The sequence below is a fragment of the Pantoea sp. GbtcB22 genome, from assembly GCF_019091025.1.
GTDB lineage: Bacteria > Pseudomonadota > Gammaproteobacteria > Enterobacterales > Enterobacteriaceae > Pantoea > Pantoea leporis.
This window is the reverse complement of sequence record NZ_JAGXKB010000004.1, coordinates 138,077-163,132: the sequence shown is the minus strand read 5'-3', so window position 1 is coordinate 163,132 and position 25,056 is coordinate 138,077. Positions and strand designations below refer to the sequence as shown.

Below are 25,056 nucleotides of genomic sequence, written 5' to 3'. Positions count from 1 at the left end.
TTTCCGCACTGCGGGAGAGCCTGTCAAACATCACAACATCAGAAAGCGCGCTGGTAAGGGATGATGCCCTGACGCAGCATTTCGTTGGTGCCTAAGCCATAGTTAGAACTCAGACCACGCAGCTCAATGTTGAATGAGATTTGGTTGTCATACTTACTGTCGTTGTTTTCCCAACCGTTGATCTTGCGTTCGTAACCCAGACGAATGGCATAGCAGCACGAGCTGTACTGCAGGCCGACCAGCTGTTCAGCCGGACGACTATTGCGGGTATCGTAGTAATAACCGCCCACCAGTGACCAGGCATCCGCAATCGGCCAGCTGGCAGTGCCGCCCACCTGTGAAATCCCGTTTTTATAGATCGGGTTAGTCACCAGGCTTGAGTTATTCAGCGCCTGCGCCACATATTCCGGGCTGCTGTAGCGATAGCTCAGCTGCACCATACGATCGGCATCCTGACGATACTCAACTACCGCATTGCCCTGCGCGACGTTATCGAGGCGGGTGTCATATTGCAGACCGCCACGCGCCCCCCAGCGATCGCTGATTTTCCAGTACGTGTCGCCGGCCCAAACCAGGCTGCCGGTGTCATCTTCTTTGTTCGTCTGGTTTACGCCGGTACGAGACGGGGTAAACGAGTAGATTTGACCCACAGAAACGTTAAAACGTTCAACCAGATCGTTATCATAAATACGCGTGGTTACGCCGGTCGCCACTTCATTTGCTGAAGCGATGCGATCCAGGCCGCTGTAGGTACGATCGCGGAACAGGCCGGTGTAGTCGGTTTGCAGCAACGTCGAGTCGTACGGATAGATATTGCTCTGGTTACGATAGGGGACGTAAAGGTACTGAACACGCGGTTCCAGCGTTTGTGTATAGCCTGGTTCCCAGTCCATATCGCGGTCAAACACCAGGCGACCATCCACTTTGAACTGAGGCAGCGTGCGGTTAACCGAGTTTTCCAGCTGATTATCACGAGCGGTATTAACCGAGGTGTTGTAATACTCAACGTCATCCTGCTGATAATGGGTTGCCAGGAATTTCGCTTCGGTATCGAGACTCGCCCAGCCGTTAGACAGCGGCAAATTCAACGTTGGCTCAACATGCAGACGCGTGGTTTCAGGCATCTGGCTATTCACGTTGGTAAATTTCACCGCCTGCGCAAAGATTCGACCATCAAACGGCCCCATATCGTTCTGATAGAAGTTCAGATCGAGCTGCGGCATCGCACGATAGACGTTGCTGTTGCTGGTGTTACCAAACACCTGGAAGTCTTTGGTCGACAGCGTCGCGTCCCAGTTGGTATCCGCGTAGCCAAGGCTGAATTTCTGCGTGGCGTAACCATCGGTGGAGCTGTAGTACTTCGACTCAAGATCGTTGAAGTAATAGGGATCGCTTACTTTGGTGTAGTCAGCGTTGAAGCGCCAGTGCTGGTCGTATACACCCGAATGGCGCCAGTAGAACAGCCAGCGATCGGAACTATCGTCCTGCGCGATACCACGCACTGCTTTGTCATTGTCGTACTGCTTATCTGACTGCAGATAATCCAGCTCCATCAAGCCTGCGCCAAACACCGTCAAATAGCGGAATTCGTTCTGCAGCTGCAGACCGCGTTTTTCCATATAGTGCGGCGTGATGGTGGCATCGGCCTGCGGCGCGATGTTCCAGTAATAAGGCAGCATGAATTCGAAGCCGTTATTACTGCCGTATTTCGCATTCGGGATCAGGAAACCGGAGCGGCGGCGATCGCCAATCGGTAGCTGTAAATAAGGGCTGTAGAATACCGGCACATTGCCGAGCTTAAAGCGGGCGTTCCAGATTTCCGCGACTTCTTCTTCGCGGTCCTGAATCACTTCGGAACCGACCACGCTCCAGCTGTTGGAACCCGGCAAACAGGAGGTAAAGCTGCCGTTTTCCAGAATGGTGTAGCGATTGTTACCGCGCAGTTTCATCTGATCGGCATCGCCGCGGCCCTGACGGCCAACCATCTGATAATCACCGTTCCACACGTTAGTGTCTTTGGTGTTCAGATTTGACCAGGCTTTTGGACCTTTGAGGATGACCTGATTGTCGTCATAGTGCACATTACCCAGCGCATCCACGGTACGAACCGGCGTGGTTTGTCCTTCCTGCTGACGTTGATGAAGCTGCACCTCGTCGGAACGCAGGCGGCTATTGCCTTGCTGCACGTCGACGTTACCGGTGAACACCGCATCATCCGGATAGTTGCCTTTAGCGGAATCAGAATGGATGGTGACCGGCAGCGAGTTGGTGTCGCCATTGACCAGCGGGCGGTTGTAACTCGGCACGCCCAGCATGCACTGCGACATCAGATCGTCGGCGAGTGATGACTGGCTATAAAGCGCTGCACCAATCATGGTAGCCAGCAAGGTAGGTATACGTTTTTTCATACGCGGTTTCGATAATTCCATGAAAACTGGCATCATGCCGACAATCCGGTCAGAGACTAACTTACTGCCCGGCGTTGCGCCAGTGTTAATCCTTGTCTGTCCGCGTTGCCGTTAGGCGCTGAGATAAATGACAGGTATGATAATGCAATTTTCAGCCGCAAGCATGGCGAATTGAGGAGTTTATGCGCTACTGGGGAAAAGTAATTGGTCTGGCGCTTGGGATATTTTCCGGGGCAGGCTTTTGGGGCATTGTACTGGGTCTGATCATTGGTCACATGTTTGACAAAGTGCGCAGCGTAAAAGGACAGGGCTATTTCGCCAATAACCAGGCGCGTCAGACGCTGTTTTTCAGTACCACATTTCAGGTGATGGGCCATTTGACCAAATCAAAAGGGCGCGTCACCGAAGCGGATATCCAGATTGCTTCCTTATTTATGGATCGCATGCAGCTGCATGGCGATGCGCGCACTGCCGCGCAGCGTGCGTTCCGTGAAGGTAAACAGAGCGACTATCCGTTGCGCAGTAAACTGCGCGAGCTGCGCAGCGCCTGCTTTGGCCGGTTTGATCTGATTCGGATGTTTCTGGAAATCCAAATCCAGGCCGCCTTCGCCGATGGTTCACTGCATCCCAACGAACGTCAGGTGCTGTATGTGATTGCCGAAGAGCTGGGTATTTCACGCGCACAGTTCGATCAGTTCCTGCGCATGATGGAAGGCGGTCAGCAGTTTGGTGGTGGCGGTTCTTCCCGCGGCGGCGCGTATCAGCAGGCGCAACGCGGTCCTACGCTGGAAGATGCCTGCAGCGTGCTGGGCGTGAAAAGCAGCGATGATGGCACCACCATCAAGCGCGCGTACCGTAAGCTGATGAGCGAACATCATCCTGACAAGCTGGTGGCGAAAGGTTTACCGCCGGAAATGATGGAGATGGCGAAGCAGAAAGCGCAGGAGATTCAGGCGGCTTACGATCTGATTCGTAAGGAGAAAGGGTTTAAATAATTTTATTGCTGTCCCCCATCCCGGCCTTCCCCCGCAAGCGGGGGAAGGAGATGCTGCCCCATGCAGCTTCATCACTAACATGTAGCAACATCTTCCTCCCCCATTTATGGGGGAGGACCGAGGTGGGGGGCAGCAAGCACGGAACGAGGAGGGGGACTGCACGCACGGACCGAGGAGGGGCAGCATCTCCAACACTAAAATCCCGCCGGCTGCCTGAACGTCATGCTATTGCCAAACGCCGGATGGGTGATCGTCAGCGACTCCGCATGCAACTGCAAACGCGACGCCATCGCCAGCGCCTCATCATGTGCATAAAAGCGGTCGCCAAGAATCGGATGCCCCAGCGCCAGCAGATGCACACGCAGCTGGTGTGAGCGTCCGGTAATTGGCTTAAGCTTGACGCGCGCACTGTTCGTGGCTTCATACTCCAGCACCTGATACTCGGTCTGCGCCGCTTTGCCGTTTTCGAAACACACCATCTGCTTCGGCCGATTCGGCCAGTCGCAAATCAGCGGCAGATCGATCAAACCCTCTTCTGCCGCCGGATGGCCCCACACGCGCGCCACATAGTATTTGGAAGGCTCGCGCTCACGGAACTGGCGCTTGAGCTCACGCTCTGCCGCTTTATTCAGGGCCACGACGATCACGCCGCTGGTAGCCATATCGAGACGGTGCACCGATTCCGCCTGCGGGAAATCACGCTGGATGCGCGTCATCACGCTATCCTTGTGCTCTTCGAGACGGCCCGGCACCGACAGCAACCCGCTCGGTTTATTCACCACCATAATGTGCTCGTCCTGATACAGAATATGCAGCCAGGGTTCAAGCGGCGGGTTGTAAGCTTCCATCAGCATGATGTCGCGGTCCTGAACATTATTGGTGCGTGACCACGATCAGGCGCAGCGCATCGAGACGCCAGCCTGCATCGCCCAGGCTTTCCAATACCTGTTCGCGATTGCTTTCCAGCGCTTCAACCTCGTCATCACGGATGTTGGGGTTAACCGCGCGCAGCGCTTCGAGACGTGACAGCTCAGCACCGAGTTTCTCTTCGGCTTCCACTTTCGCTGCCGCGATAATCGCCTGCGCTTCCGGAACGATCGCTTTTTCGGCCTGGGTCAGAATCTCGTGCACGTCTTGCTGCACCGCATTCACCAGCTTGCTGCCGGTATGGCGATTCACCGCATTCAACTGACGGTTAAAGCTTTCAAACTCCACTTTGCCCGCCAGATTGTTCCCGGCACGATCCATCAGCAAACGTACCGGCGTTGGCGGCAGGAAGCGGGTGAGCTGCAGGCTTTTCGGCGCTTGCGCTTCAACCACATAGATCATCTCGACCAGCAGCGTCCCGACCGGCAGCGCCTTGTTCTTCAGCAGCGACAGCGCACAGCTACCGGTATCGCCCGAAAGAATCAGGTCGAGGCCGTTGAGGATCAGCGGATGTTCCCAGGTGATAAACTGGGTATCTTCACGCCACAGCGCCTGGTTACGGTTAAAGGTCACGGTGCAACCCTCTTCCGGCAGGCCAGGGAAATCAGGCACCAGCATGTGATCGGACGGCGTCAGCACGATCAGGCTATCGCTGCGGTCTTCCTGATTGATGCCGACGATATCGAACAGGTTCAGCGCAAAGTTAACCAGATCGGTATCGTTGTCCTGCTCGCCGATGGCATTTGCCAGCTCCTGAGCGGCTTCGCCGCCGTTGGAGTTCAGTTCCAGTAAGCGATCGCGTCCCTGTTCCAGCTGTGATTTCAGCGCATCGTGCTGCTTGCGGCTTGCGCTGATGAACTCATCGAGTCCCTGCGGATTTTCCGGCGCGGCAAGATATTCAATCAGCTGATTGTACTCATTGTCATAAATGGCGCGGCCAGTTGGGCAGGTGTGTTCAAACGCATCCAACCCTTCGTGATACCAGCGCAGCAGCACCGCCTGCGCGGTTTTTTCCAGCCACGGCACCAGAATCTGGATGTCATGCATCTGGCCGATACGATCGAGACGACCGATACGCTGCTCCAGCAGATCCGGGTTGAACGGCAAATCGAACATCACCAAACGGCTGGCGAACTGGAAGTTACGGCCTTCAGAACCGATTTCGGAACACAGCAACACCTGCGCGCCATCCTCTTCGGAGGCGAAGAAGGCTGCTGCGCGGTCGCGTTCGATAATCGACAAGCCTTCGTGGAACACGGCGGCACGGATGCCTTCGCGCTCACGCAGCACCTGCTCCAGCTGCAGCGCGGTGGCGGCTTTGGCGCAGATCACCAGCACTTTCTCTTTGCGGTTGCTGGTGAGGTAACCCATCAGCCACTCAACGCGCGGATCGAAGTTCCACCATGTGCCGCTATCGCCTTCAAATTCCTGATAAATCTGCTCGGGATACAGCATGTCACGCGCGCGCTCTTCTGCGCTTTTGCGCGTGCCCATTATGCCGGAGACTTTAATCGCGGTTTGATACTGCGCCGGCAGCGGCAGACGAATCTGGTGCAGCTCGCGTTTCGGGAAGCCCTTCACGCCGTTACGGGTGTTACGGAACAGCACGCGGCTGGTGCCGTGGCGATCCATCAGCATCGAGACCAGCTCTTTACGCGCGTCTTCTTTGCCATCGCGATCGCTGTTCGCCACTTGCAGCAGCGGCTCGATATCCTGTTCACCGATCAGATCGTTGATCAGGTTCATCTCATCTTTGCTGATGGCGTGGTCGGCCAGCAGCGAGCTCACCGCATCGGCCACCGGACGATAATGCTGCTGCTCTTCGACAAACTGGCCGAAATCGTGGAAACGATTTGGGTCGAGCAGACGCAGACGCGCAAAGTGGCTCTCTAAGCCCAGCTGTTCTGGCGTGGCAGTCAGCAGCAGTACGCCAGCGGTTTTCTCTGCCAGCTGCTCGATAACCTGATATTCGCGGCTTGGTGCGTCTTCGCTCCATGCCAGATGGTGCGCTTCATCAACCACCAGCAGATCCCACTCGGCATCGGCCAGCAGCTCAAGACGCTGCTTGTTACGGCGTACAAAATCGAGCGAACAGATAATCAGCTGCTCGGTTTCAAAGGCATTGTCGCTGTCGTGCTGCGCTTCGGTGTAGCGATCGTCATCAAACAGCGCAAAGCGCAGGTTAAAGCGACGCAGCATTTCCACCAGCCACTGATGTTGCAGCGTTTCCGGCACCACAATCAGCACGCGCTCGGCACGACCGGCCAGCAGCTGTTGCTGGATGATCATCCCGGCTTCAATGGTTTTACCCAAGCCCACTTCATCCGCCAGCAGCACGCGCGGCGCGTGGCGACGGCCGACATCGTGAGCGATGTGCAGCTGATGCGGAATCAAATTGGTGCGCATCCCGCGCAGGCCGCTGATCGGCAGGCGGTATTGCTCGCTGTGGTATTTGCGTGCGCGGAAACGCAGCGCAAAGCGGTCCATGCGGTCGAGCTGACCGGCGAACAGGCGATCCTGCGGCTTGCTGAACACCAGTTTGCTGTCCAGCATCACTTCGCGCATGACGACGCCCGCTTCTTCGGTGTCGAGACGTGTGCCGATGTAAGTCATTAAATCGTTTTCGTTGCGGACTTCATCGACGGTCATCTGCCAGCCTTCGTGGCTGGTGATGGTGTCACCCGGATTGAAAATCACACGAGTGACCGGAGAATCGTTTCGGGCATACAGGCGGTTTTCGCCGGTTGCCGGAAAAAGCATGGTGATCATGCGCGTATCGAGCGCGACCACCGTGCCCAATCCCAGTTCACTTTCCGTATCACTAATCCAGCGCTGACCCAGTGTAAAAACCATATATTTTTTGCTCGACTCTCTGACATGCCATAAAGAAGTTCACCTGTACTCAGGCAATACCCAACCGCCAAACGGGTGTTTGGTCAGATTGTGAGTGCGGTGAGAATCAGGAAGGGCGCTATGGTACTGGATGGCAAGGCATTCGTCACCTGTCAAAAAAGCCCCAGCTGCCCAGTAATGAGTGTAGCAAAGTCGTCACCGACGAACGGCAAAATGCCGTCAGCCACCGGCTGCAGCTGTTTGGTGACGTAATGATCGTAGTCGAGGGGCGTATTACGCGCCTCGAGCGGTTCCGGTCCGGCCGTGGCCATCACATAGCGGATCGAGCCACCATTTTGATACTGCAGTGGGCGCTGCAGCTTGCGATTTTGCTCATCGGCGAGACGCGCAGCGCGCACATGAGGCGGCACATTGCGCTCGTAATCTTTCAGCGCGCGCCGCAGGCGTTTTTTATACACCAGCTGATCGTCGAGTTCACCGGCCAGCAGCTGCGCCACCGTTTCGCGAATGTAATCCTGCCACGGCTCGCCACGGAAAATACGGCCATACAGATTTTGCTGGAACTGCTGCGCCAGCGGCGTCCAGTCGGTGCGCACTGATTCGAGGCCTTTAAACACCAGCCGCTCGCCGCCCTCTCTGAGAATCATGCCGGCATAGCGCTTTTTGCTGCCCTGTTCGGCGCCGCGAATGGTGGGCATCAGGAAACGGCTGAAGTGCGTTTCATACTCCAGCTCCAGCGCGCTCTCCAGCCCATAAGTTGATTGCAGATGCTGCCGCCACCAGCCGTTAACCTGTTCAGCGAGATGACGACCAATCGCCGTCGCCTCCGCTTCACTGTGCGCGCCTTTCAGCCAGACGAAGGTGGAATCGGTATCGCCGTAAATCACATCAAAGCCTTCCGCTTCAATCAGCTCGCGCGTTTGCTGCATGATGGCGTGGCCGCGCAGGGTGATGGATGACGCGAGGCGCGGATCGAAGAAGCGGCAGGCGCTGGTGCCGAGCACGCCATAAAAAGCATTCATGATGATTTTCAGCGCCTGCGACAGCGGTTTGTTGTTGTCGCGCTTGGCGGCTTCACGCCCCTGCCAAATCTGCTCGACAATCGCCGGTAAACAGTGGGTCTCACGGGAAAAGCGCGCATTGCGGAAGCCGGGCACGGAATCGGCGTCATCCGGGTGCGCCAGGCCTTCCACCAAACCCACCGGATCGATAAGGAAGGTGCGAATAATTGAGGGATAGAGGCTTTTGTAATCCAGCACCAGCACCGAATCGTACAGGCCGGGCCGCGAATCCATCACGTAACCGCCGGGGCTGGCTTCCGGCGCCACTTCGCCGAGATTCGGCGCCACGAAACCGGCGCGGTGCATGCGCGGGATATAGAGATGACCAAAGGCCGCCACCGAACCGCCGTGACGATCCACCGCTAAACCATTTACCGTGGCGCGTTCCAGCAGGAACGGCATGATGGCGGTGTGCTGGAAAATGCGCGTCACCAGCTCACAATCCTTGAGATTATATTTCGCCAGCGCCGGTTTATCGTTGGCAAAGCGCCAGTTGATCTCTTCCATGCGATCCCACGGATTATTGATGGCCTTGCCTTCACCGAGCAGCTGGCGCGAGACCGCTTCGAGGCTGAATGACGGGAAATCCCAAAACGCGGATTTGAGCGCGTCGATACCATCAATAATTAAGCGGCCCGCTGCCTGCGCGAAGAACACACCAGGTTTGAAGCCGTGCTCGCGCCACTCCAGCGCCTGCTTCTGACGCCCTAGACGCAGCGGAATGCCGTAGCGATCGGCGTGTTTCTGCAGTACGCGCAGATCGAACTGCACTACATTCCAGCCAATAATCACATCCGGTTCATGCCGCTCGAACCATGCGTTGAGCTGCTCAAGCAGCTGCGGGCGGCTATCAACATAGATCAGTTCAAAATCGAGCGTGCTGGCATCGCCGTTGGGCGGACCGAGCATGTAAACCTGGCGCTGACAGCAGCCTTCCAGCCCGATGCAGTAGAGCTCACCGTGCTGCGTGGTTTCGATATCCAGCGATACCCATTTCAGCTGCGGACGGTAATCAGGATGCGGTTTCAGACGCGCGTTGACCACGCTGTCACCACGTGTTTCACCGCTAAACCACACCGGCGCGGTGATAAAGCGCTCCATCAAATAGCGTTCGGGTGGCCGAATATCCGCTTCATAGACCGGAATGCCGTTTTCACGCAGGCGCTTTTCCAGATTTTGCAGCTGGCGATTGCTGCGGCAATAGAGGCCAAACACCGGGCGGCGGCGGAAATCCTTCAGCTCCAGCGTTTGCAGGCGCGTATGACGTTCGTCGCGGATCAGCGCTTCGGTTGGCGTGCGAAACTCCTCGGGCACAAACGCCACGGATTCCTGGGCAGGCAGCACCAGCCGCTGCGGGCCGCTGTCGGTGGCCAGCCACAGCACCACTTCGCTGCCGGTCGGCGTATCTCGCCAATGTCGGGTAAGCAGAAAACCTGCGCGCGGATCGGTCACGTGAACTCCAGAGAATGAATTGCATTGAGTATAACATGGATGTTTATACAGTGTCCTGCAGGCGAAATTGTCACCACTTTGTCAACATCGTTCTACAATTCTTGCCTTGACGACCATGTGTATGCTCTGGACAATCCAGCCTCTATATTCCGCAGAGGATATTTATGGAAGCCTGGATTCAACACCTGTTTTCGCAATCGCTGGAGTACGCGCTGATCGCTGTGGCGCTGGTGACCTTCCTTGAGTCGCTGGCCTTCGTGGGATTGCTGTTGCCGGGCACGGTATTAATGGCCAGCCTTGGGGCGCTGGTCGGAAGCGGACAAATTGGTCTTTACCCTGCGTGGGCGGCCGGATTCGTTGGCTGTTTAATTGGCGATTGGGTCTCCTACGGCATCGGCTGGAAGTTTCAGGGGCCGCTGCATCGCTGGAAATATCTGAAAAAGTACAAGGGTTTGCTGGATAAAACCGAGCATGCGCTGCATCAACACAGCATGTTCACCATTCTGGTGGGGCGATTTGTCGGCCCGACGCGTCCGCTGATTCCCCTAGCAGCGGGCATGCTGGAGTTGCCGGTGCGCAAATTCCTGCCGCCTAACCTGATTGGCTGCATTCTCTGGCCGCCCGCGTATTTGATGCCGGGCATTCTGGCGGGCGTGGCAATTGATGTACCACAGGCCGCGCAGGGCGGCAGCTTTAAATGGCTGCTGTTGCTGGTGGCGCTGCTGCTGTGGATCGGTGGCTGGTTGCTGTGGCGCTGGTCGCGCAGCGGTAAAACGGTGGATTGGGCGACAAAGTATCTGCCTGCATCGCGTTTGCGCTGGCTGGCACCGCTGATGGCGGCGATTGGCCTGGGCGCGTTTATCGCAATCCAGTTCCATCCGATGATGCCAATCTTCCGCCACCTGCTGTGGAAAGTTTTCTTCGCTTAACGCGCTGTCACGCCAAGGATGGCGGCCGCGGCACTTTCACCGCGCACCAAACTCTCTGTACTGCCATCCCAATAGATGCGCCCGTCGACGATCACCAAACTGCGCGGCGCAATCTGCTGAGCATCTTCCAGGCTGTGCGACACCATCAACAAGGTGATGTTGCGGTTTTCGCATACCGAACGTACCAGCTGCAGCATCTCGTTGCGCAGCGCCGGATCCAGCGCTGAGAAGGGTTCATCCAGCAGCAAAATCGGTTGATTGCGCAGCAGGCAACGCGCCAATGCCACGCGCTGACGCTGGCCACCGGAAAGCTGACCAGGCAAACGCGTGAGCATCGCCTGCAAGCCGGTTTGCTCGGCGATATCCACCACTTGCTGCTGCTGTTCGCGCGTCAATTTCAGGCCCGGATGTAAGCCCAACGCCATGTTTTGCTGCACCGTGAGATGCGGAAACAGATTGTTCTCCTGGAACAGCATGGAAACCGGGCGCGCCGACGGCACGCTGTGGGTATGATCAACGCCGTTCATCACCAGCGCGCCTTGATTGATCGGCAAAAAGCCGCCAATCAGACTCAGTAAAGTACTTTTCCCCGCGCCGCTCGGACCGAGGATCGCCAGACGTTCACCCGCCTGCGCCGCAAAACTGAAGCGCATCGGCAGATGCTGATAAAGGTAAGTGAGGTTATTCAGTGTCAGCATGGCGACCCGGTAATTTTTCCATCAGAGTAAAAAGTAGTAAGCAGAGCAGCAGCAGCAGGAGTGCGGTGACGGCACCGTCCGCACCGCGATAGGCGCCAATCTGTTGGAACAGATAGAAGGGCAGCGTGCGGAAATCGGCGCTGCCAAACAGCGCGACCACGCCGAAATCGCCAATCGACAGCACGCAGGCAAACGCCAGCGCCTGAGCAATCGGGCGTTTCAGCGCGCGCAGCTCAATCAGCCGCAAGCGGTTGAAACCGGAGATGCCGAGTGAAGCGCAGAGCTGGCTGTAACGGGCGTTGATATCGCGCATCGGATTCTCCAGCACTTTCATCGCATAAGGAATGGCGATCAGGGCGTTAGTGAAGATCACCAAACCATCGGCGCGCTGCGGCAACCCCACGGTGGCGTTGAACAGCAGAAAGAAACCGCTCGCCAGTACAATGCCCGGCATCGCCAGAATCAGCATGCCGCTCATCTCCATCGCCTGCGCGGCGACTCTGTTCTGGCGCTGCCGCAGTTCGCGGCTGCTCCACAGCAGCATCATGGTCAGCAGCACGCAGAGCACGCCGGCGCCTACGGCAATACGCAGCGAGGTAAAGGTGGCTTGCCACAGCGCCGCTTGTTGCAGCGCACCGGCAACGCCGCCGCGCAAACCATCGACGATTAATGCCGCCAGCGGCGGTAACAGCAGCAGCAGCGCCAGGCCAATCAGCAACGTATCGCTGATGCGCGCCTGCCATGAATCCTGCGGATCGCGCCAGCCGCGAATGCTCTGGCTGCCGGTGGGAATGGCTTTGCTAAAGCGCTGGCTCAGCAGCACCAGCAGCAAACAGCAAGCGAGCTGTAACAGCGCCAGCAGCGCCGCGCGGCCCGGATCGTAATCGAAATTCAGCGCCTGATAGATCGCCAGTTCTAGCGTGGTCGCTTGTGGTCCGCCGCCCAGCGCCAGCACCGTGGCGAAGCTGGCGAAACAGAGCATAAAGATCAGTGCCGCCGTCGGCAGAATCTGACGGCGCAGCCACGGCCACTCCAGCAAGCGAAACAGATTCCAGCCGCGCAGGCCAAGCTGGGCGGCGACCTGGCGCTGCTCGCCGGGAATGTTCTCCAATGCCTGTAACAGCAGGCGCGTCGCCAGCGGCAGGTTAAAGAAGACGTGCGCCAATAGAATGCCCTGCAGGCCATACGGCGAAAAGTGGTAGTCAAAGCCGATGGTCGCGCACAGTTGTGCCAGCCAGCCGCTGCGACCGTACACGCTGAGCAAGCCAAACACCGCCACCAGCACCGGCAGCACCAGCGTCATGGCGCACAGACGTAGCAACAGATTGCGTCCCGGAAAACGGCGGCGATAGAGCGCGCGCGCCAGCAGGATCGCGGGCAGCACCGAAAGCAGCGCCGACAGCAGCGCCTGCTCAAACGAGAACAGCAGCACATGATGCAAATAGCTGTCGTCGAGTAGCGCGCGCCAGTCGGTGGCCGGAGCGACCACCACCAATGCGCCAAACGCCAGCAGCGCCACCGCGCACAGCAACAGCGCGATGGCGCTACCGGGAATCAACCAGCCGGGCATTAACGGCTAACGGCGCGTTGCCATGCGCTGATCCACGCGGCGCGATGGTCGGCGACTTCGGCTGGCGTGAATTGCAACGCCTTCGCGGGCACCTGCAACGTTTGATAACCGGCTGGCAGATCGCTTTTGATCACCGGATACATCCAGTTGCCGGTAGGAATGGTCTGCTGGAAGGCCGGAGAAACCATAAACTGCATGAACTGCTGCGCCAGCTTAGGCTGTTTGCTGCTGGCGAGTTGCGCGGCGACTTCCACCTGTAAATAGTGGCCTTCGCTGAATTCGGCCGCGGCGTAGTTCTCTTTCTTCTCTTCGATGATGTGATAAGCCGGAGACGTGGTGTAGCTCAACACCAGATCGCCTTCACCTTTCAGGAACAGGCCGTAAGCTTCGCTCCAGCCTTTAGTGACGGTAACGGTTTTTTGCGCCAGCTTCTGCCACGCATCAGCTGCGTTATCGCCATACACTTTTTGCATCCACAGCAGCAGGCCAAGACCCGGCGTGCTGGTACGCGGATCTTCATAAATCACGCGCCATTTTTCCGGGCTTTCGACCAGCTCTTTCAGGCTTTTCGGCGGGTTCTTCAGTTTGTTTTTATCGTAGACGAAAGCGAAGTAGCCATAATCGAACGGGATAAAGGTTTGATTGTTCCAGCCATCCGGCAGTTTTAAGCTGCGGGTATCAATACTGCTTTTGGCAAACAAGCCGGTTTTCTCCGCCGCCTGCACCAGATTGTTATCCAGCCCCAGCACCACATCGGCTTTGCTGTTTTTACCTTCCATGCGCACGCGATTGAGCAGCGATACACCATCTTCCAGCGCCACATACTTCAATTCGCAGTCGCACTGCGCTTCAAAGGCTTTTTTTACCGCCGGACCGGGGCCCCAATCGGCAGAGAACGAATCGTAGGTGTAGACGGTCAGAACCGGTTTAGCAGCGAAAGCCGGAGCCGTAACCAGCAGCAACATAGGCAGAACTTTGTTTAACACTTTGCGCTCCTTGAGGAGAAGAGATGTTGAGTCGCAAAGGATCTGAGGCGTGAGGCATCTCAAATCCCTACGCCGGTATTAGCCGGATCAGGTTCGACGGGTTTCTCTCAGCCCTGATATCAAGGCACCCCGTTGAGAACGGCTCATTCTAGACATTTATATGACAGCGCGAAAGGATCACAGCTCCGGTGGTGCAAACCAGGCTGATTTGAAGTCAAACCAGCCGAGCGTATTCAGCCGCACGCCGCGCATACTGCGTTGCCCTTCCAGCAGCAGCCAGTGATGGAACAGCGGATGCAGATAGTCGCGGTCGATCAGCTGTTTGCTCCATTCCGCCAGCGGTAACGCTTTCTGCCGCCAGCGCGCGGCATCGGCTTGCCAGTCAATCGGAATGCAGTGATGCATCAACGGCAGCTCGAACAGTTGCGCGAACAGCGCGTACTCAAGCGGCAGGGTAAAGTTGACGCTGCCGAGCCAGATATCACTTTCACCTTCGCCCTCGAACCACGCTTCGTAGCTCACGACACGAGTAATTAGCTCAACACCTTGCTGCGCCAGCAGCGGTCGCAGCGCGTTAGCGATACCTTCATGCTCAACGTGATGGCTGTACCAGCTCAGCGTCAGCTGAGTTAAGCCTGCCGGTTTATCGGCGGAGGTAAGATCGCGGCGATGGTGCCAACGCGGCAGCAAGCCATAAGCCGGGAACCAGTAACGCTGATAGCCGACGCCAGCATGATTCAGTAAGGCGATGGGATTAAACAGATAGCTTACCCAGCGGCGGAAATGCGCATCGCGGCCCAACTCGGAGCGCTGATCGTACAGCAGGAAGTAGCAGCCTTCTTCCAGACGACTTTCTTCCGATTTTTCATCGGCGATTTCGCCCTGCAACTTGACTCCGGCATACACCAGCTCGTCGCTGATCTCCGGCAGCACCCAAATCGACACATCGTCAATCAGCGCGCGATAGCCAAAGTAATCATCAAAGGCGGCGATTTTCAGCTGCGTTTGCTGATTGCGCACCACGCTGTACGGACCGGTGCCAAGCGGCTGGCGGGCAAACTGGCGCAGCGTGGGCCATTCGCGCGGCAGGATCATCGCGCTGACGCTGGCCAGCAGCCACGGCAACCAATCGTCCGGCTGGCTCAGATGGATATCCAGCGTCCAGGGCGCGGGCGAATCCAGTTTACTGATGTGAGAAAACAGCGGCTGGCTGCGCACGCGCTCCAGCGAAGCAATCACATCCGCCATTTCCAGTTCACGGCCATGATGAAAACGAATCGCCGGGCGCAGGAAGAAACGCCACTGCAGCGGCGAGGTTTGCTGCCAGTGATGGGCGATATCGGGTTCGATTTCCCCCTTTTCCTCATTTATGCGCATCAGGCCGTTGAAAATTTGTCGTGCCAGATGGGTTTCCGAGCGGCGCAGCGGCGAACCGGGCAGCAAATTGGGCAGCGGGCGATAATAGAGCACGCGCAGGATGTGTTTACCCTGGCGGAAGCTGCGGCCTAAATGTGCCGCAATCATCTGGCGCACCTGGTTTTTATCGCCCACCAGCTGCACTAACTGTTCGATACGATCTTGTTCCAGCAGATCCTCGGCGCGCTGCTGCTGGAGCGCCAGGCCGGTGTAGCAAAAACTCAGCATTGAGCGCTTGCCACGTCCCGCTTCTGCCTGCCAAATCAGCCAGCCTTCGCTTTGCATGGCGTTGAGCAGGTTACGCATATGGCGACGCGAGCAGTGCAGCAGATCGGCCAGCTCGCTGAGCGTGGTTTCCTGATCCTGCCCCTGACAGCTTTGCCATAGGCGGATAAATTGCTGCTGCAGACGTGAAGAGGACATAAAAGGGGAACTCCTTGTCAGAATCGCTCAGTTTTTCCTGCCTCATATTAGAGGCATACTGCCCGGCAATGGAAGAGCGGGAGGCATTCAGTAATGAATGGCGCTCTGCCAGCGGTTCCGCCGACGTGGAACCCCTTTCTGAGTAGGGTGCATTTTCACCGCCAGCAGCGCTTTATCTGCTGGCTTTTTTCGTTTTGCTGTAGAATCTTCTACCCTCATTTCTCTACCTTTTTTATTCGCAAAGGGATTTCTGCATGAAATCGCTGTTAACGCGTCAACGTCGCATCAATCCGGTCTACCTCTCGTTTATGGCGGTGTCGTTTATGACCGGCGTGGCCGGTGCACTACAGGCGCCGACGCTGAGCCTGTTTCTGACGCGCGAAGTACAGGTAAGTCCGTTCTGGGTCGGCTTGTTCTTTACCATCAATGCGATCGCGGGGATTGTGGTCAGCCTGCTGATGGCGAAACGCTCCGATAATCAGGGCGATCGCCGCAACCTGATTCTGTTTTGCTGCCTGATGGCCACGCTGAATGCGCTGCTGTTTGCCTTCAATCGCCACTATTTAACGCTGGTGACGCTGGGCGTGTTTTTGTCGGCGCTGGCCAGCGTGTCGATTCCGCAGGTGTTCGCCCTCGCGCGGGAATATGCCGATCAGTCGGCGCGTGAAGTGGTGATGTTCAGCTCGGTGATGCGTGCGCAGCTGTCGCTGGCGTGGGTGATCGGGCCACCGCTGTCGTTTGCACTGGCGCTTAATTACGGTTTTGTGACGCTGTTTTGCGTGGCGGCGGGGATTTTCCTGCTAAGCATGCTGCTGATCTGGCGCACCTTGCCCTCGGTGCCGCGCGTGGTGGCATCGCCTGAAGAGGTGCTGACGCAGCTGAGCCCGTGGAAGGACAGTCAGGTGCGGTTGCTGTTTATCGCCTCCGTCACCATGTGGGCGTGCAACACCATGTATATCATTGATATGCCGCTGTATATCAGTACCACGCTTGGCCTGCCGGAGAAGCTGGCGGGCTTGCTGATGGGCACCGCCGCCGGGCTGGAGATTCCTATTATGCTGCTGGCCGGGCATTACGCGCGGCGCACCGGCAAACGCAACCTGATGCTGCTGGCGCTGGTGGCGGCGATTGTGTTTTATCTCGGATTGGTGATGTTCCAGTCGCGGACAGCGTTGATGGTGCTGCAACTGTTTAATGCCGCGTTTGTTGGCATCATCGCCGGAATTGGCATGTTGTGGTTCCAGGATTTAATGCCGGGCCGCGCAGGTGCGGCGACGACGCTGTTCACCACCTCAATTTCCACCGGCATGATTATCGCCGGCATCATTCAGGGCACCATGAGCGAACGCTTTGGTCATGAGTCGGTTTACTGGCTGGCGTTGGGGCTGGCGGTGCTGGCGTTGGGATTGGCGTCGCGCGTGCGGGATGTGGTTGATAGATAGCAAAGAGAAGGGCGACAGGATGTCGCCCTTGTTGCCTCAGCGTAAGAACGCGGGCTGATTGGTCTCGTAGCTGGAGATAGACGCTTCGTGTTGCAGCGTCAGGCCAATGCTGTCGAGGCCGTTGATCATGCAGTGACGGCGGAAGCTGTCGATTTCGAAGCTATAAGTCTTATCGCCTGCGGTTACAGTTTGCGCTTCCAGATCCACGGTGAAGGTGATGCCCGGCTGCGCGGCAACCAGTTTGAACATCTCATCCACTTCTTCATCGCTCAGCTTTACCGGCAGCAGCTGGTTGTTAAAGCTGTTGCCGTAGAAAATGTCGGCGAAGCTTGGCGCGATAACCACATGGAAGCCGAAGTCGGTCAGCGCCCACGGCGCGTGCTCACGCGATGAACCACAGCCAAAGTTCTCACGCGCCAGCAAAATGCTGGTGCCTTTGAACTCCGGTTTGTTCAGCACAAAGCTGGCGGTTGGCACGGTGCCCGCATCATCTTCAAAACGCCAGTCGTGGAACAGATGCGCGCCAAAACCGGTGCGCGTCACTTTCTGCAGGAACTGCTTTGGAATAATGGCATCAGTATCGACGTTGGCCGCATCCAATGGCGCCACAATGCCGGTGTGTTGAGTAAATTTGTTCGCCATGGCTTACGCTCCCTGAGTCAATTCACGAATGTCGGCAAAGCGACCGGTTACGGCAGCCGCAGCTGCCATTGCCGGGCTCACCAGGTGAGTACGTCCACCGCGGCCCTGACGGCCTTCAAAGTTACGGTTGCTGGTTGATGCGCAACGTTCGCCTGGATTGAGGCGGTCGTTGTTCATGGCCAGACACATGGAGCAACCCGGTAAACGCCATTCAAAACCGGCTTCGAGGAAGATTTTGTCCAAACCTTCGGCTTCGGCTTGTGCTTTTACCGGACCCGAACCTGGCACCACCATCGCCACCACGCCCGGCGCCACTTTACGGCCTTTGGCAATCGCAGCAGCGGCGCGCAAATCTTCAATACGTGAGTTGGTGCAGGAACCGATAAACACTTTATCGATCGCCACGTCAGTCAGTTTGATGCCGGGCTGCAGATCCATGTAAGCCAGCGCTTTCTCTGCTGAGGCGCGCTCAACCGGATCGGCAAAGGATTGTGGATTCGGAATCGCTTGATCTACCGCCATTACCTGGCCTGGATTGGTGCCCCAGGTCACTTGCGGAGCGATATCTTCCGCGTGCAGCGTGACGATGCTGTCGAATTTGGCATCGCTGTCAGACTTCAGCGTGCGCCAGTAAGCGACCGCTTGTTCCCACTGCTCGCCCTTCGGCGAGAACTGCTTGTCTTTCAGATAATTGAAAGTGGTGTCGTCCGGCGCGACCAGGCCCGCTTTGGCGCCCATTTCAATCGCCATGTTACACAGCGTCATGCGGCCTTCCATGCTCAGCGCTTCGATCGCGGGGCCACAGAATTCGACAACGTGACCGGTACCGCCAGCGCTGCCGGTTTTACCGATAATGGCCAACACAATGTCTTTGGCGGTAATGCCTGGCGCCGCTTCGCCCAGCACTTCAATCTTCATGGTCTTCGCGCGGCCCTGTTTCAGGGTTTGCGTGGCAAACACGTGCTCAACTTCGGAAGTACCGATACCGAATGCCAGCGAACCAAACGCGCCGTGCGTGGCGGTGTGGGAATCACCGCAGACGATGGTCATGCCCGGCAACGTCATACCTTGCTCTGGCCCAATGACGTGCACGATGCCCTGGAACGGGTGATTCAGGTCATACAGCTGAATGCCGAACTCAGCACAGTTTTTCATCAGCTCTTGCATCTGAATACGCGCCATCTCGCCAGACGCATTGATGTCTTTGGTCTGCGTCGAAACGTTGTGATCCATGGTGGCGAAGGTTTTCGACGGCTGACGCACTTTGCGCCCGTGCGCACGCAGACCATCAAAGGCCTGCGGCGACGTCACTTCATGGATCAGATGGCGATCGATATAGAGTAACGGCGTTTCGTTCGGGGTTTCGTTAACGACATGTGCATCAAATAACTTCTGATATAAGCTTTTCATTTTATTATTTTTCCTCGGCGATGAAACCGGCAATGATGCTGCCCATCTCATCTGTGCTCACGGCTTTGCCGTCACCAGCCAAATCACGGGTGCGATAACCCGCTTCCAGCGCACGGCTCACGGCGCGTTCAATGCTTGCGGCGGCTTCATCCGCATTCAGGCTGTAACGCAACAGCAGTGACAGCGACAGAATCTGCGCAATCGGGTTAGCGATGTTCTGACCGGCGATATCCGGTGCGGAACCGCCCGCTGGCTCAAACAGGCCAAAACCTTCTTCATTCAGGCTGGCGGAAGGCAGCAAGCCCATTGAACCGGTAATCATCGCGCATTCATCTGACAGAATGTCGCCAAACAGGTTAGAACACAGCAGCACGTCAAACTGTGATGGATCTTTAATCAGCTGCATGGTGGCGTTATCGATGTACATGTGGCTCAACTGCACATCCGGATAATCTTTTGCCACTTCGTTCACAATTTCGCGCCACATGACGGAAGTCTGCAAAACGTTGGCTTTGTCAATTGAGGTGACGATGTTGCGGCGCTTACGCGCGGATTCAAACGCGATACGCGCGATGCGCTCGATTTCGAAACGATGATAAACCTCAGTATCGAAAGCGCGCTCGTGCGGGCCGCTGCCTTCGCGGCCTTTCGGCTGACCGAAGTAGATGCCGCCGGTCAGTTCACGCACGCACAGGATGTCGAAACCGCGTCCGGCGATATCGCTACGCAGCGGGCAGAACGCTTCCAGGCCTTTATACAGCGCAGCAGGGCGCAGGTTGCTGAACAGCTTGAAGTGCTTACGCAGCGGCAACAGCGCACCGCGCTCGGGTTGCTGCGCAGGTGGCAGATGTTCCCATTTAGGGCCACCTACGGAGCCAAACAGAATTGCATCTGCCTGCTCTGCGCCAGCAACGGTAGCCGGTGGCAGCGGTTCACCATGACGATCGATGGCGATACCGCCAACATCATATTCGCTGGTGGTGATACGCATGTCGAAACGCGTACGAATTGCATCGAGAACTTTCATGGCCTGCGCCATCACTTCCGGACCAATTCCGTCGCCTGGCAATACCGCGATATGAGAAGACTTAGACATAGTTACACCGTTTCCTTCTGATCTTTAAATTTACGCTGCAGTTCTTTTTCCACCTGCTTAGCACGCCAAATATTGTTCAACGCGTTCACCATCGCTTTCGCCGATGATTCGACGATATCGGTCGCCAGGCCAACGCCGTGGAATTTACGACCGTTGTAGTTGACCACGATATCGACCTGACCCAGCGCGTTCTCGCCGTGGCCTTTCGCCGTCAGCTTGTAGTTAATCAGCTCAGCTTCAAAGCCGGTGATGCGGTTGATTGCCTGATAGACCGCATCAACCGGACCGTTACCGGTTGCGGCGTCGGCTTTGGTCTCTTCACCGCAGCCCAACTGCACGGAGGCCGTTGCGGTTACGCTGGAGCCGGTCTGCACGTTGAATTCGTTGAGCTCGAAATATTCTGGCTCTTCGTTCTGCTTGTTGATAAAGGCCAACGCTTCCAGGTCGTAATCGAACACCTGACCTTTCTTGTCGGCCAGCTTCAGGAAGGCGTCGTACAACGTGTCGAGGTTGTAATCGGACTCTTTGTAACCCATCTCTTCCATGCGGTGTTTCACCGCAGCGCGGCCAGAACGGGAAGTCAGGTTCAGCTGGATTTTGTGCAGGCCGATAGATTCTGGCGTCAGAATTTCGTAGTTTTCGCGATTCTTCAGCACGCCGTCCTGGTGAATACCGGAAGAGTGGGCGAAGGCGTTAGAACCGACCACCGCTTTGTTGGCTGGAATCGGCATGTTGCAGATTTGGCTCACGGTTTGGCTGGTGCGGTAGATTTCCTGATGATTGATGTTGGTGTGGACGTTCATGATCTGCTGGCGGGTTTTGATCGCCATAATCACTTCTTCCAGCGCACAGTTACCGGCGCGTTCGCCTAAACCGTTCAGCGTACCTTCAACCTGACGCGCACCGGCCAATACCGCAGCGATGGCGTTGCCGGTCGCCATACCCAAATCGTCGTGGGTGTGAACCGACAAGATGGCTTTATCGATATTTGGAACGCGTGCCACCAGTTGGCCAATGATGTTGGCGTATTCGCCTGGCAAGGTGTAGCCGACGGTGTCCGGAATGTTGATGGTGGTTGCACCGGCATTGATCGCGGCTTCAACCATGCGGCACAAATCGTCGATTGGCGTACGCCCGCCATCTTCACAGGAAAACTCAACGTCGTCGGTATAGTTGCGGGCGCGTTTGATCATGTGCACTGCGCGTTCAATCACTTCTGGCAGTGTGCTGCGCAATTTGGTGGCGATGTGCATCGGCGAAGTCGCGATGAAGGTGTGAATACGGAACGCTTCAGCCACACGCAGTGATTCGTAAGCGGCGTCAATGTCCTTCTCAACGCAGCGTGCCAGTCCGCAGACGCGGCTGTTTTTAATGGTACGAGCGATGGTTTGTACGGATTCAAAATCGCCTGGAGAGGAAACGGGGAAACCCACTTCCATTACATCCACGCCCATACGTTCCAACGCCAGAGCGATTTGCAGTTTTTCTTTAACACTCAGGCTGGCCTGTAAAGCCTGTTCGCCATCACGCAGAGTGGTATCGAAAATAATAACTTGCTGGCTCATCGTAATCTTCCTTATGCATTAACTTTGCCGGTGCTACGAGCATAAAAAAACCCGCGCATTGGCGCGGGTTTCTTAAACTTCTGCAGGTTCGAATCAGTTGTTGATTCCGCCCACGAGTCTACCGCGCAAACTGGATGCGTTTAGTAGTAGACCGAGTAGGCGGAAAGAATGAAACATGAGTCAAACCTCGTAAATTGAGTGCTGCACATATTGGTACTGGAATTGACGTGTGAAGTCAACCTTAAGTACAAGGGTATTTCTGTGAAGTAAGAAGGGCGATGTGCTGTGATTTTTCGGCTGCGCAGAGCAATGACATTAATTAGCAACAGAGTAAGTGAATCCATCCACTTAAAAAATCGTTTAGAAAATAGAATTTATTTTAAATTGTTGATAATTAAAATTTTAAGTTGCTAATGCGCATTACTGATAAAACAAGATTAGGCTTGTTGTTAAGAAGAATATGATGTGATCAGGTCGTTTTATAGATAATCACGCCAGAAAGTAATTATCACAAAAGATTGTGGACTGAGTGGTCAGGCAATATGAAAATCATATTTCTTAGAACACGCTGCAAATAATCTATAAACCAGCATTTTCCTCTGTGGTTATGACGAAGCATTAGTTTAATCCTCGCAGGCAATAATCACGCATCAGTGCCTTTATTGCCGGATCGGGCGCGACGTGGCGTTCTGGCGTTTGCAGGGCGGGTTGTCTGCGGTTATGGTAATCGACCTACTCTCAAATAATTAACTCAAGTAGATTCCCTGTACCTGGAAGGCGGACAGAACGCCGCCTTCTGAGCATAAACATAAGGTTTTGATCTTAATTGGCGATCGGGGGCCGGATATCAGTGGCGTGCGGGAAACGCGAACGTCAGTGGATTCAGTCCCTCAAGCCTGGAGGCAGAAAATGGAGATGTTGTCAGGAGCCGAAATGGTCGTCCGTTCGTTGATCGATCAGGGCGTTAAGCAGGTATTCGGTTATCCGGGCGGAGCGGTGCTCGATATTTACGATGCGCTGCAAACGGTCGGTGGTATTGACCACGTATTAGTCCGTCATGAACAAGGCGCGGTGCACATGGCCGATGGCCTTGCGCGTGCGACCGGTGAAGTGGGCGTGGTGCTAGTGACCTCCGGTCCGGGCGCCACCAACGCGATTACCGGTATTGCAACCGCCTATATGGATTCGATCCCGATGGTAATTCTGTCGGGTCAGGTGCCTTCGTCACTGATTGGTTACGATGCGTTCCAGGAGTGCGACATGGTCGGCATCTCCCGCCCGGTGGTGAAGCACAGCTTCCTGGTGAAAAACGCCGAAGAGATCCCAACCGTGTTGAAAAAGGCCTTCTGGCTGGCAGCAAGCGGTCGCCCGGGACCGGTGGTGATCGATCTGCCAAAAGATATCCTGAATCCCGCCAACAAGCTGCCGTACGTCTGGCCGGAAACAGTGAGCATGCGCTCATACAATCCGACCATTCAGGGCCATAAAGGACAGATCAAGCGCGCGCTGCAAACGTTACTGGCAGCACACAAGCCGGTGATTTACGCCGGCGGCGGCGCGATTATGTCGGGCTGCGAAGCCGAGCTGCTGCAGCTGGCAGAGCAACTGAATATTCCGGTAACGACCTCGCTGATGGGCTTGGGCGTGTTCCCTGGCACACATCGTCAGTGTGTCGGCATGCTGGGGATGCACGGCACTTACGAAGCCAACATGACCATGCACAATGCCGATCTGATTTTCGGTATTGGCGTGCGCTTCGACGACCGCACCACCAACAATCTGGCGAAGTACTGCCCGAACGCCACCATCATGCATATCGATGTCGATCCGACGTCGATCTCCAAAACGGTCAGCGCCGACATTCCAATCGTTGGCGATGCGAAGCAGACGCTGGCACAGATGTTAGAGCTGCTGGCGCAAAGCGATGCGAAGCAGGAACTTGATAGCCTGCGCGACTGGTGGCAGACCATTGAAGGCTGGCGCGGTCGCAAGTGCCTGGAATTCGATCGTACCAGCGACAAAATCAAACCGCAGGCAGTCATCGAGACCATCTGTCGTTTGACCAAAGGCGAAGCTTACGTGACGTCTGACGTTGGTCAGCATCAGATGTTTGCCGCACTTTACTACCAGTTCGACAAGCCGCGTCGCTGGATCAACTCCGGCGGCTTAGGCACCATGGGCTTCGGCTTGCCTGCAGCGTTAGGCGTGAAGATGGCGCTGCCGGATGAGACGGTTATCTGCGTGACCGGCGATGGCAGTATCCAGATGAACATTCAGGAGCTGTCGACCGCGTTGCAGTACGATTTACCGGTGCTGGTATTGAACCTCAACAACGGCTTCCTCGGCATGGTTAAGCAGTGGCAGGACATGATTTACTCGGGCCGCCACTCGCAGTCCTACATGCAATCGCTGCCTGACTTCGTGCGTCTGGCCGAAGCGTATGGGCATGTGGGCATTTCCATTGCGCATCCGGCGGAGCTGGAAGAGAAGCTGCAGCTGGCACTGGATACGCTGGCGAAAGGCCGTCTGGTGTTTGTCGATGTAAACATTGACGGCAGCGAGCACGTTTACCCGATGCAAATTCGTGGTGGTTCGATGGATGAGATGTGGCTGAGCAAAACGGAGAGGACTTAATTATGCGTCGTATTTTATCGGTTCTGCTGGAAAACGAATCCGGCGCATTGTCCCGCGTAGTGGGGCTGTTCTCTCAACGTGGCTATAACATCGAAAGCCTGACTGTGGCACCGACCGATGATCCCACCTTGTCACGCATGACCATTCAAACGGTCGGCGACGAGAAAGTGCTGGAGCAGATTGAGAAGCAGCTGCACAAGCTGGTGGACGTGTTACGTGTCAGCGAGCTGGGTCAGGGCGCTTACGTTGAGCGTGAGATCATGCTGGTGAAAATCCAGGCCAGCGGTTACGGCCGTGAAGAAGTGAAGCGCAGCGCGGAAATTTTCCGTGGGCAGATTATCGATGTCACGCCAACGCTTTACACGGTTCAGCTGGCAGGCACCAGCGATAAACTCGATGCGTTTCTCAACACCGTTCGTGACGTGGCAGAAATTGTCGAAGTGGCGCGCTCAGGAATTGTGGGTGTGTCGCGCGGCGATCGCGTGATGCGTTAATCACCCAAAGTAACGATTTCATCTGATCCTAACCCGGCGAAATGCCGGGTTTTTT

18 protein-coding genes and 1 riboswitch are annotated in these 25,056 nt (G+C 56.2%); of the genes, 5 read left to right on the top strand and 13 right to left on the bottom strand.

The annotated features are described in order from the left end of the window. Positions 1-38 precede the first annotated feature (38 nt). Positions 39-2,408 (bottom strand): LPS assembly protein LptD, encoded by a 2,370-nt coding sequence (gene lptD / locus KVT28_RS15065; protein WP_240632902.1) that lies wholly within the window; start codon positions 2,406-2,408, stop codon positions 39-41. A gap of 182 nt (positions 2,409-2,590) precedes the next feature. On the opposite strand from lptD, the gene djlA reads away from it, so the two are divergent. Beyond that, complete coding sequence (djlA, locus tag KVT28_RS15060) at positions 2,591-3,403, top strand: co-chaperone DjlA (protein WP_061718138.1); 813 nt, start codon at positions 2,591-2,593, stop codon at positions 3,401-3,403. A gap of 194 nt (positions 3,404-3,597) precedes the next feature. Here djlA and rluA read toward each other — a convergent pair whose 3' ends face one another. The 3 genes from rluA to polB form a co-directional block, all read right to left on the bottom strand. After that, positions 3,598-4,257: a bifunctional tRNA pseudouridine(32) synthase/23S rRNA pseudouridine(746) synthase RluA gene (gene rluA / locus KVT28_RS15055; RefSeq protein WP_101762135.1), complete on the bottom strand. Its 660-nt coding sequence runs from the start codon at positions 4,255-4,257 to the stop codon at positions 3,598-3,600. Between the two features lie 19 nt (positions 4,258-4,276). Continuing rightward, positions 4,277-7,183 carry an RNA polymerase-associated protein RapA gene (gene rapA / locus KVT28_RS15050; protein WP_217549124.1) on the bottom strand — a complete coding sequence of 969 codons (2,907 nt, stop codon included), beginning with the start codon at positions 7,181-7,183 and terminating at the stop codon, positions 4,277-4,279. A gap of 152 nt (positions 7,184-7,335) precedes the next feature. Then, the gene (polB, locus tag KVT28_RS15045; RefSeq protein ID WP_217549121.1) at positions 7,336-9,696 is read right to left on the bottom strand and encodes a DNA polymerase II; all 2,361 of its coding nucleotides are present in this window, start codon (positions 9,694-9,696) and stop codon (positions 7,336-7,338) included. A gap of 164 nt (positions 9,697-9,860) precedes the next feature. Between polB and KVT28_RS15040 the strand changes: the two genes are divergently transcribed. Beyond that, on the top strand, positions 9,861-10,625 hold the full coding sequence (locus KVT28_RS15040) for a DedA family protein (protein ID WP_101762132.1): 765 nt from the start codon (positions 9,861-9,863) through the stop codon (positions 10,623-10,625). Here the strand turns inward: KVT28_RS15040 and thiQ are convergent. The 4 genes from thiQ to sgrR all read right to left on the bottom strand — a co-directional run bounded on the left by thiQ (position 10,622) and on the right by sgrR (position 15,718). Then, positions 10,622-11,323, bottom strand: a complete 702-nt coding sequence (gene thiQ, locus KVT28_RS15035) for a thiamine ABC transporter ATP-binding protein ThiQ (RefSeq protein WP_101762131.1) — start codon at positions 11,321-11,323, stop codon at positions 10,622-10,624. The genes KVT28_RS15040 and thiQ overlap by 4 nt on opposite strands. Then, complete coding sequence (gene thiP, locus KVT28_RS15030; RefSeq protein WP_101762130.1) at positions 11,307-12,893, bottom strand: thiamine/thiamine pyrophosphate ABC transporter permease ThiP; 1,587 nt, start codon at positions 12,891-12,893, stop codon at positions 11,307-11,309. Before thiP ends, thiQ begins: the two co-directional genes overlap by 17 nt. Then, positions 12,893-13,879: a thiamine ABC transporter substrate binding subunit gene (gene thiB / locus KVT28_RS15025; protein WP_217549119.1), complete on the bottom strand. Its 987-nt coding sequence runs from the start codon at positions 13,877-13,879 to the stop codon at positions 12,893-12,895. The genes thiP and thiB overlap by 1 nt, the downstream gene beginning before the upstream one ends. 46 nt (positions 13,880-13,925) lie before the next feature. Further along, positions 13,926-14,021, bottom strand: a riboswitch (TPP riboswitch). Positions 14,022-14,056: 35 nt separating this feature from the next. Then, complete coding sequence (gene sgrR / locus KVT28_RS15020) at positions 14,057-15,718, bottom strand: HTH-type transcriptional regulator SgrR (RefSeq protein WP_101762128.1); 1,662 nt, start codon at positions 15,716-15,718, stop codon at positions 14,057-14,059. A 254-nt stretch (positions 15,719-15,972) separates the two neighbouring features. Between sgrR and KVT28_RS15015 the strand changes: the two genes are divergently transcribed. Next, on the top strand, positions 15,973-17,160 hold the full coding sequence (locus KVT28_RS15015; RefSeq protein ID WP_217549117.1) for an MFS transporter: 1,188 nt from the start codon (positions 15,973-15,975) through the stop codon (positions 17,158-17,160). Between the two features lie 36 nt (positions 17,161-17,196). On the opposite strand, the gene leuD is transcribed toward KVT28_RS15015, so the two are convergent. The 5 genes from leuD to leuL all read right to left on the bottom strand — a co-directional run bounded on the left by leuD (position 17,197) and on the right by leuL (position 22,050). Further along, complete coding sequence (leuD, locus tag KVT28_RS15010) at positions 17,197-17,802, bottom strand: 3-isopropylmalate dehydratase small subunit (RefSeq protein WP_101762126.1); 606 nt, start codon at positions 17,800-17,802, stop codon at positions 17,197-17,199. Between the two features lie 3 nt (positions 17,803-17,805). Then, positions 17,806-19,212 carry a 3-isopropylmalate dehydratase large subunit gene (leuC, locus tag KVT28_RS15005; protein ID WP_101762125.1) on the bottom strand — a complete coding sequence of 469 codons (1,407 nt, stop codon included), beginning with the start codon at positions 19,210-19,212 and terminating at the stop codon, positions 17,806-17,808. 4 nt (positions 19,213-19,216) lie between these two features. Continuing rightward, a complete protein-coding gene (gene leuB, locus KVT28_RS15000; RefSeq protein WP_101762124.1) occupies positions 19,217-20,308 on the bottom strand; it encodes a 3-isopropylmalate dehydrogenase in 1,092 nt (363 codons plus the stop codon). 2 nt (positions 20,309-20,310) lie between these two features. Then, positions 20,311-21,873 (bottom strand): 2-isopropylmalate synthase, encoded by a 1,563-nt coding sequence (gene leuA, locus KVT28_RS14995; protein WP_101762123.1) that lies wholly within the window; start codon positions 21,871-21,873, stop codon positions 20,311-20,313. Between the two features lie 93 nt (positions 21,874-21,966). Next, on the bottom strand, positions 21,967-22,050 hold the full coding sequence (gene leuL, locus KVT28_RS28210) for a leu operon leader peptide (RefSeq protein ID WP_099686952.1): 84 nt from the start codon (positions 22,048-22,050) through the stop codon (positions 21,967-21,969). 732 nt (positions 22,051-22,782) lie between these two features. On the opposite strand from leuL, the gene ilvI reads away from it, so the two are divergent. Together ilvI and ilvN are read left to right on the top strand one after the other, a co-directional pair. Beyond that, entirely contained in the window at positions 22,783-24,507 is a 1,725-nt protein-coding gene (gene ilvI / locus KVT28_RS14985; protein ID WP_137385150.1) for an acetolactate synthase 3 large subunit, read from the top strand. A 2-nt stretch (positions 24,508-24,509) separates the two neighbouring features. Next, a complete protein-coding gene (ilvN, locus tag KVT28_RS14980; RefSeq protein ID WP_008108620.1) occupies positions 24,510-25,001 on the top strand; it encodes an acetolactate synthase small subunit in 492 nt (163 codons plus the stop codon). Positions 25,002-25,056 lie beyond the last annotated feature (55 nt).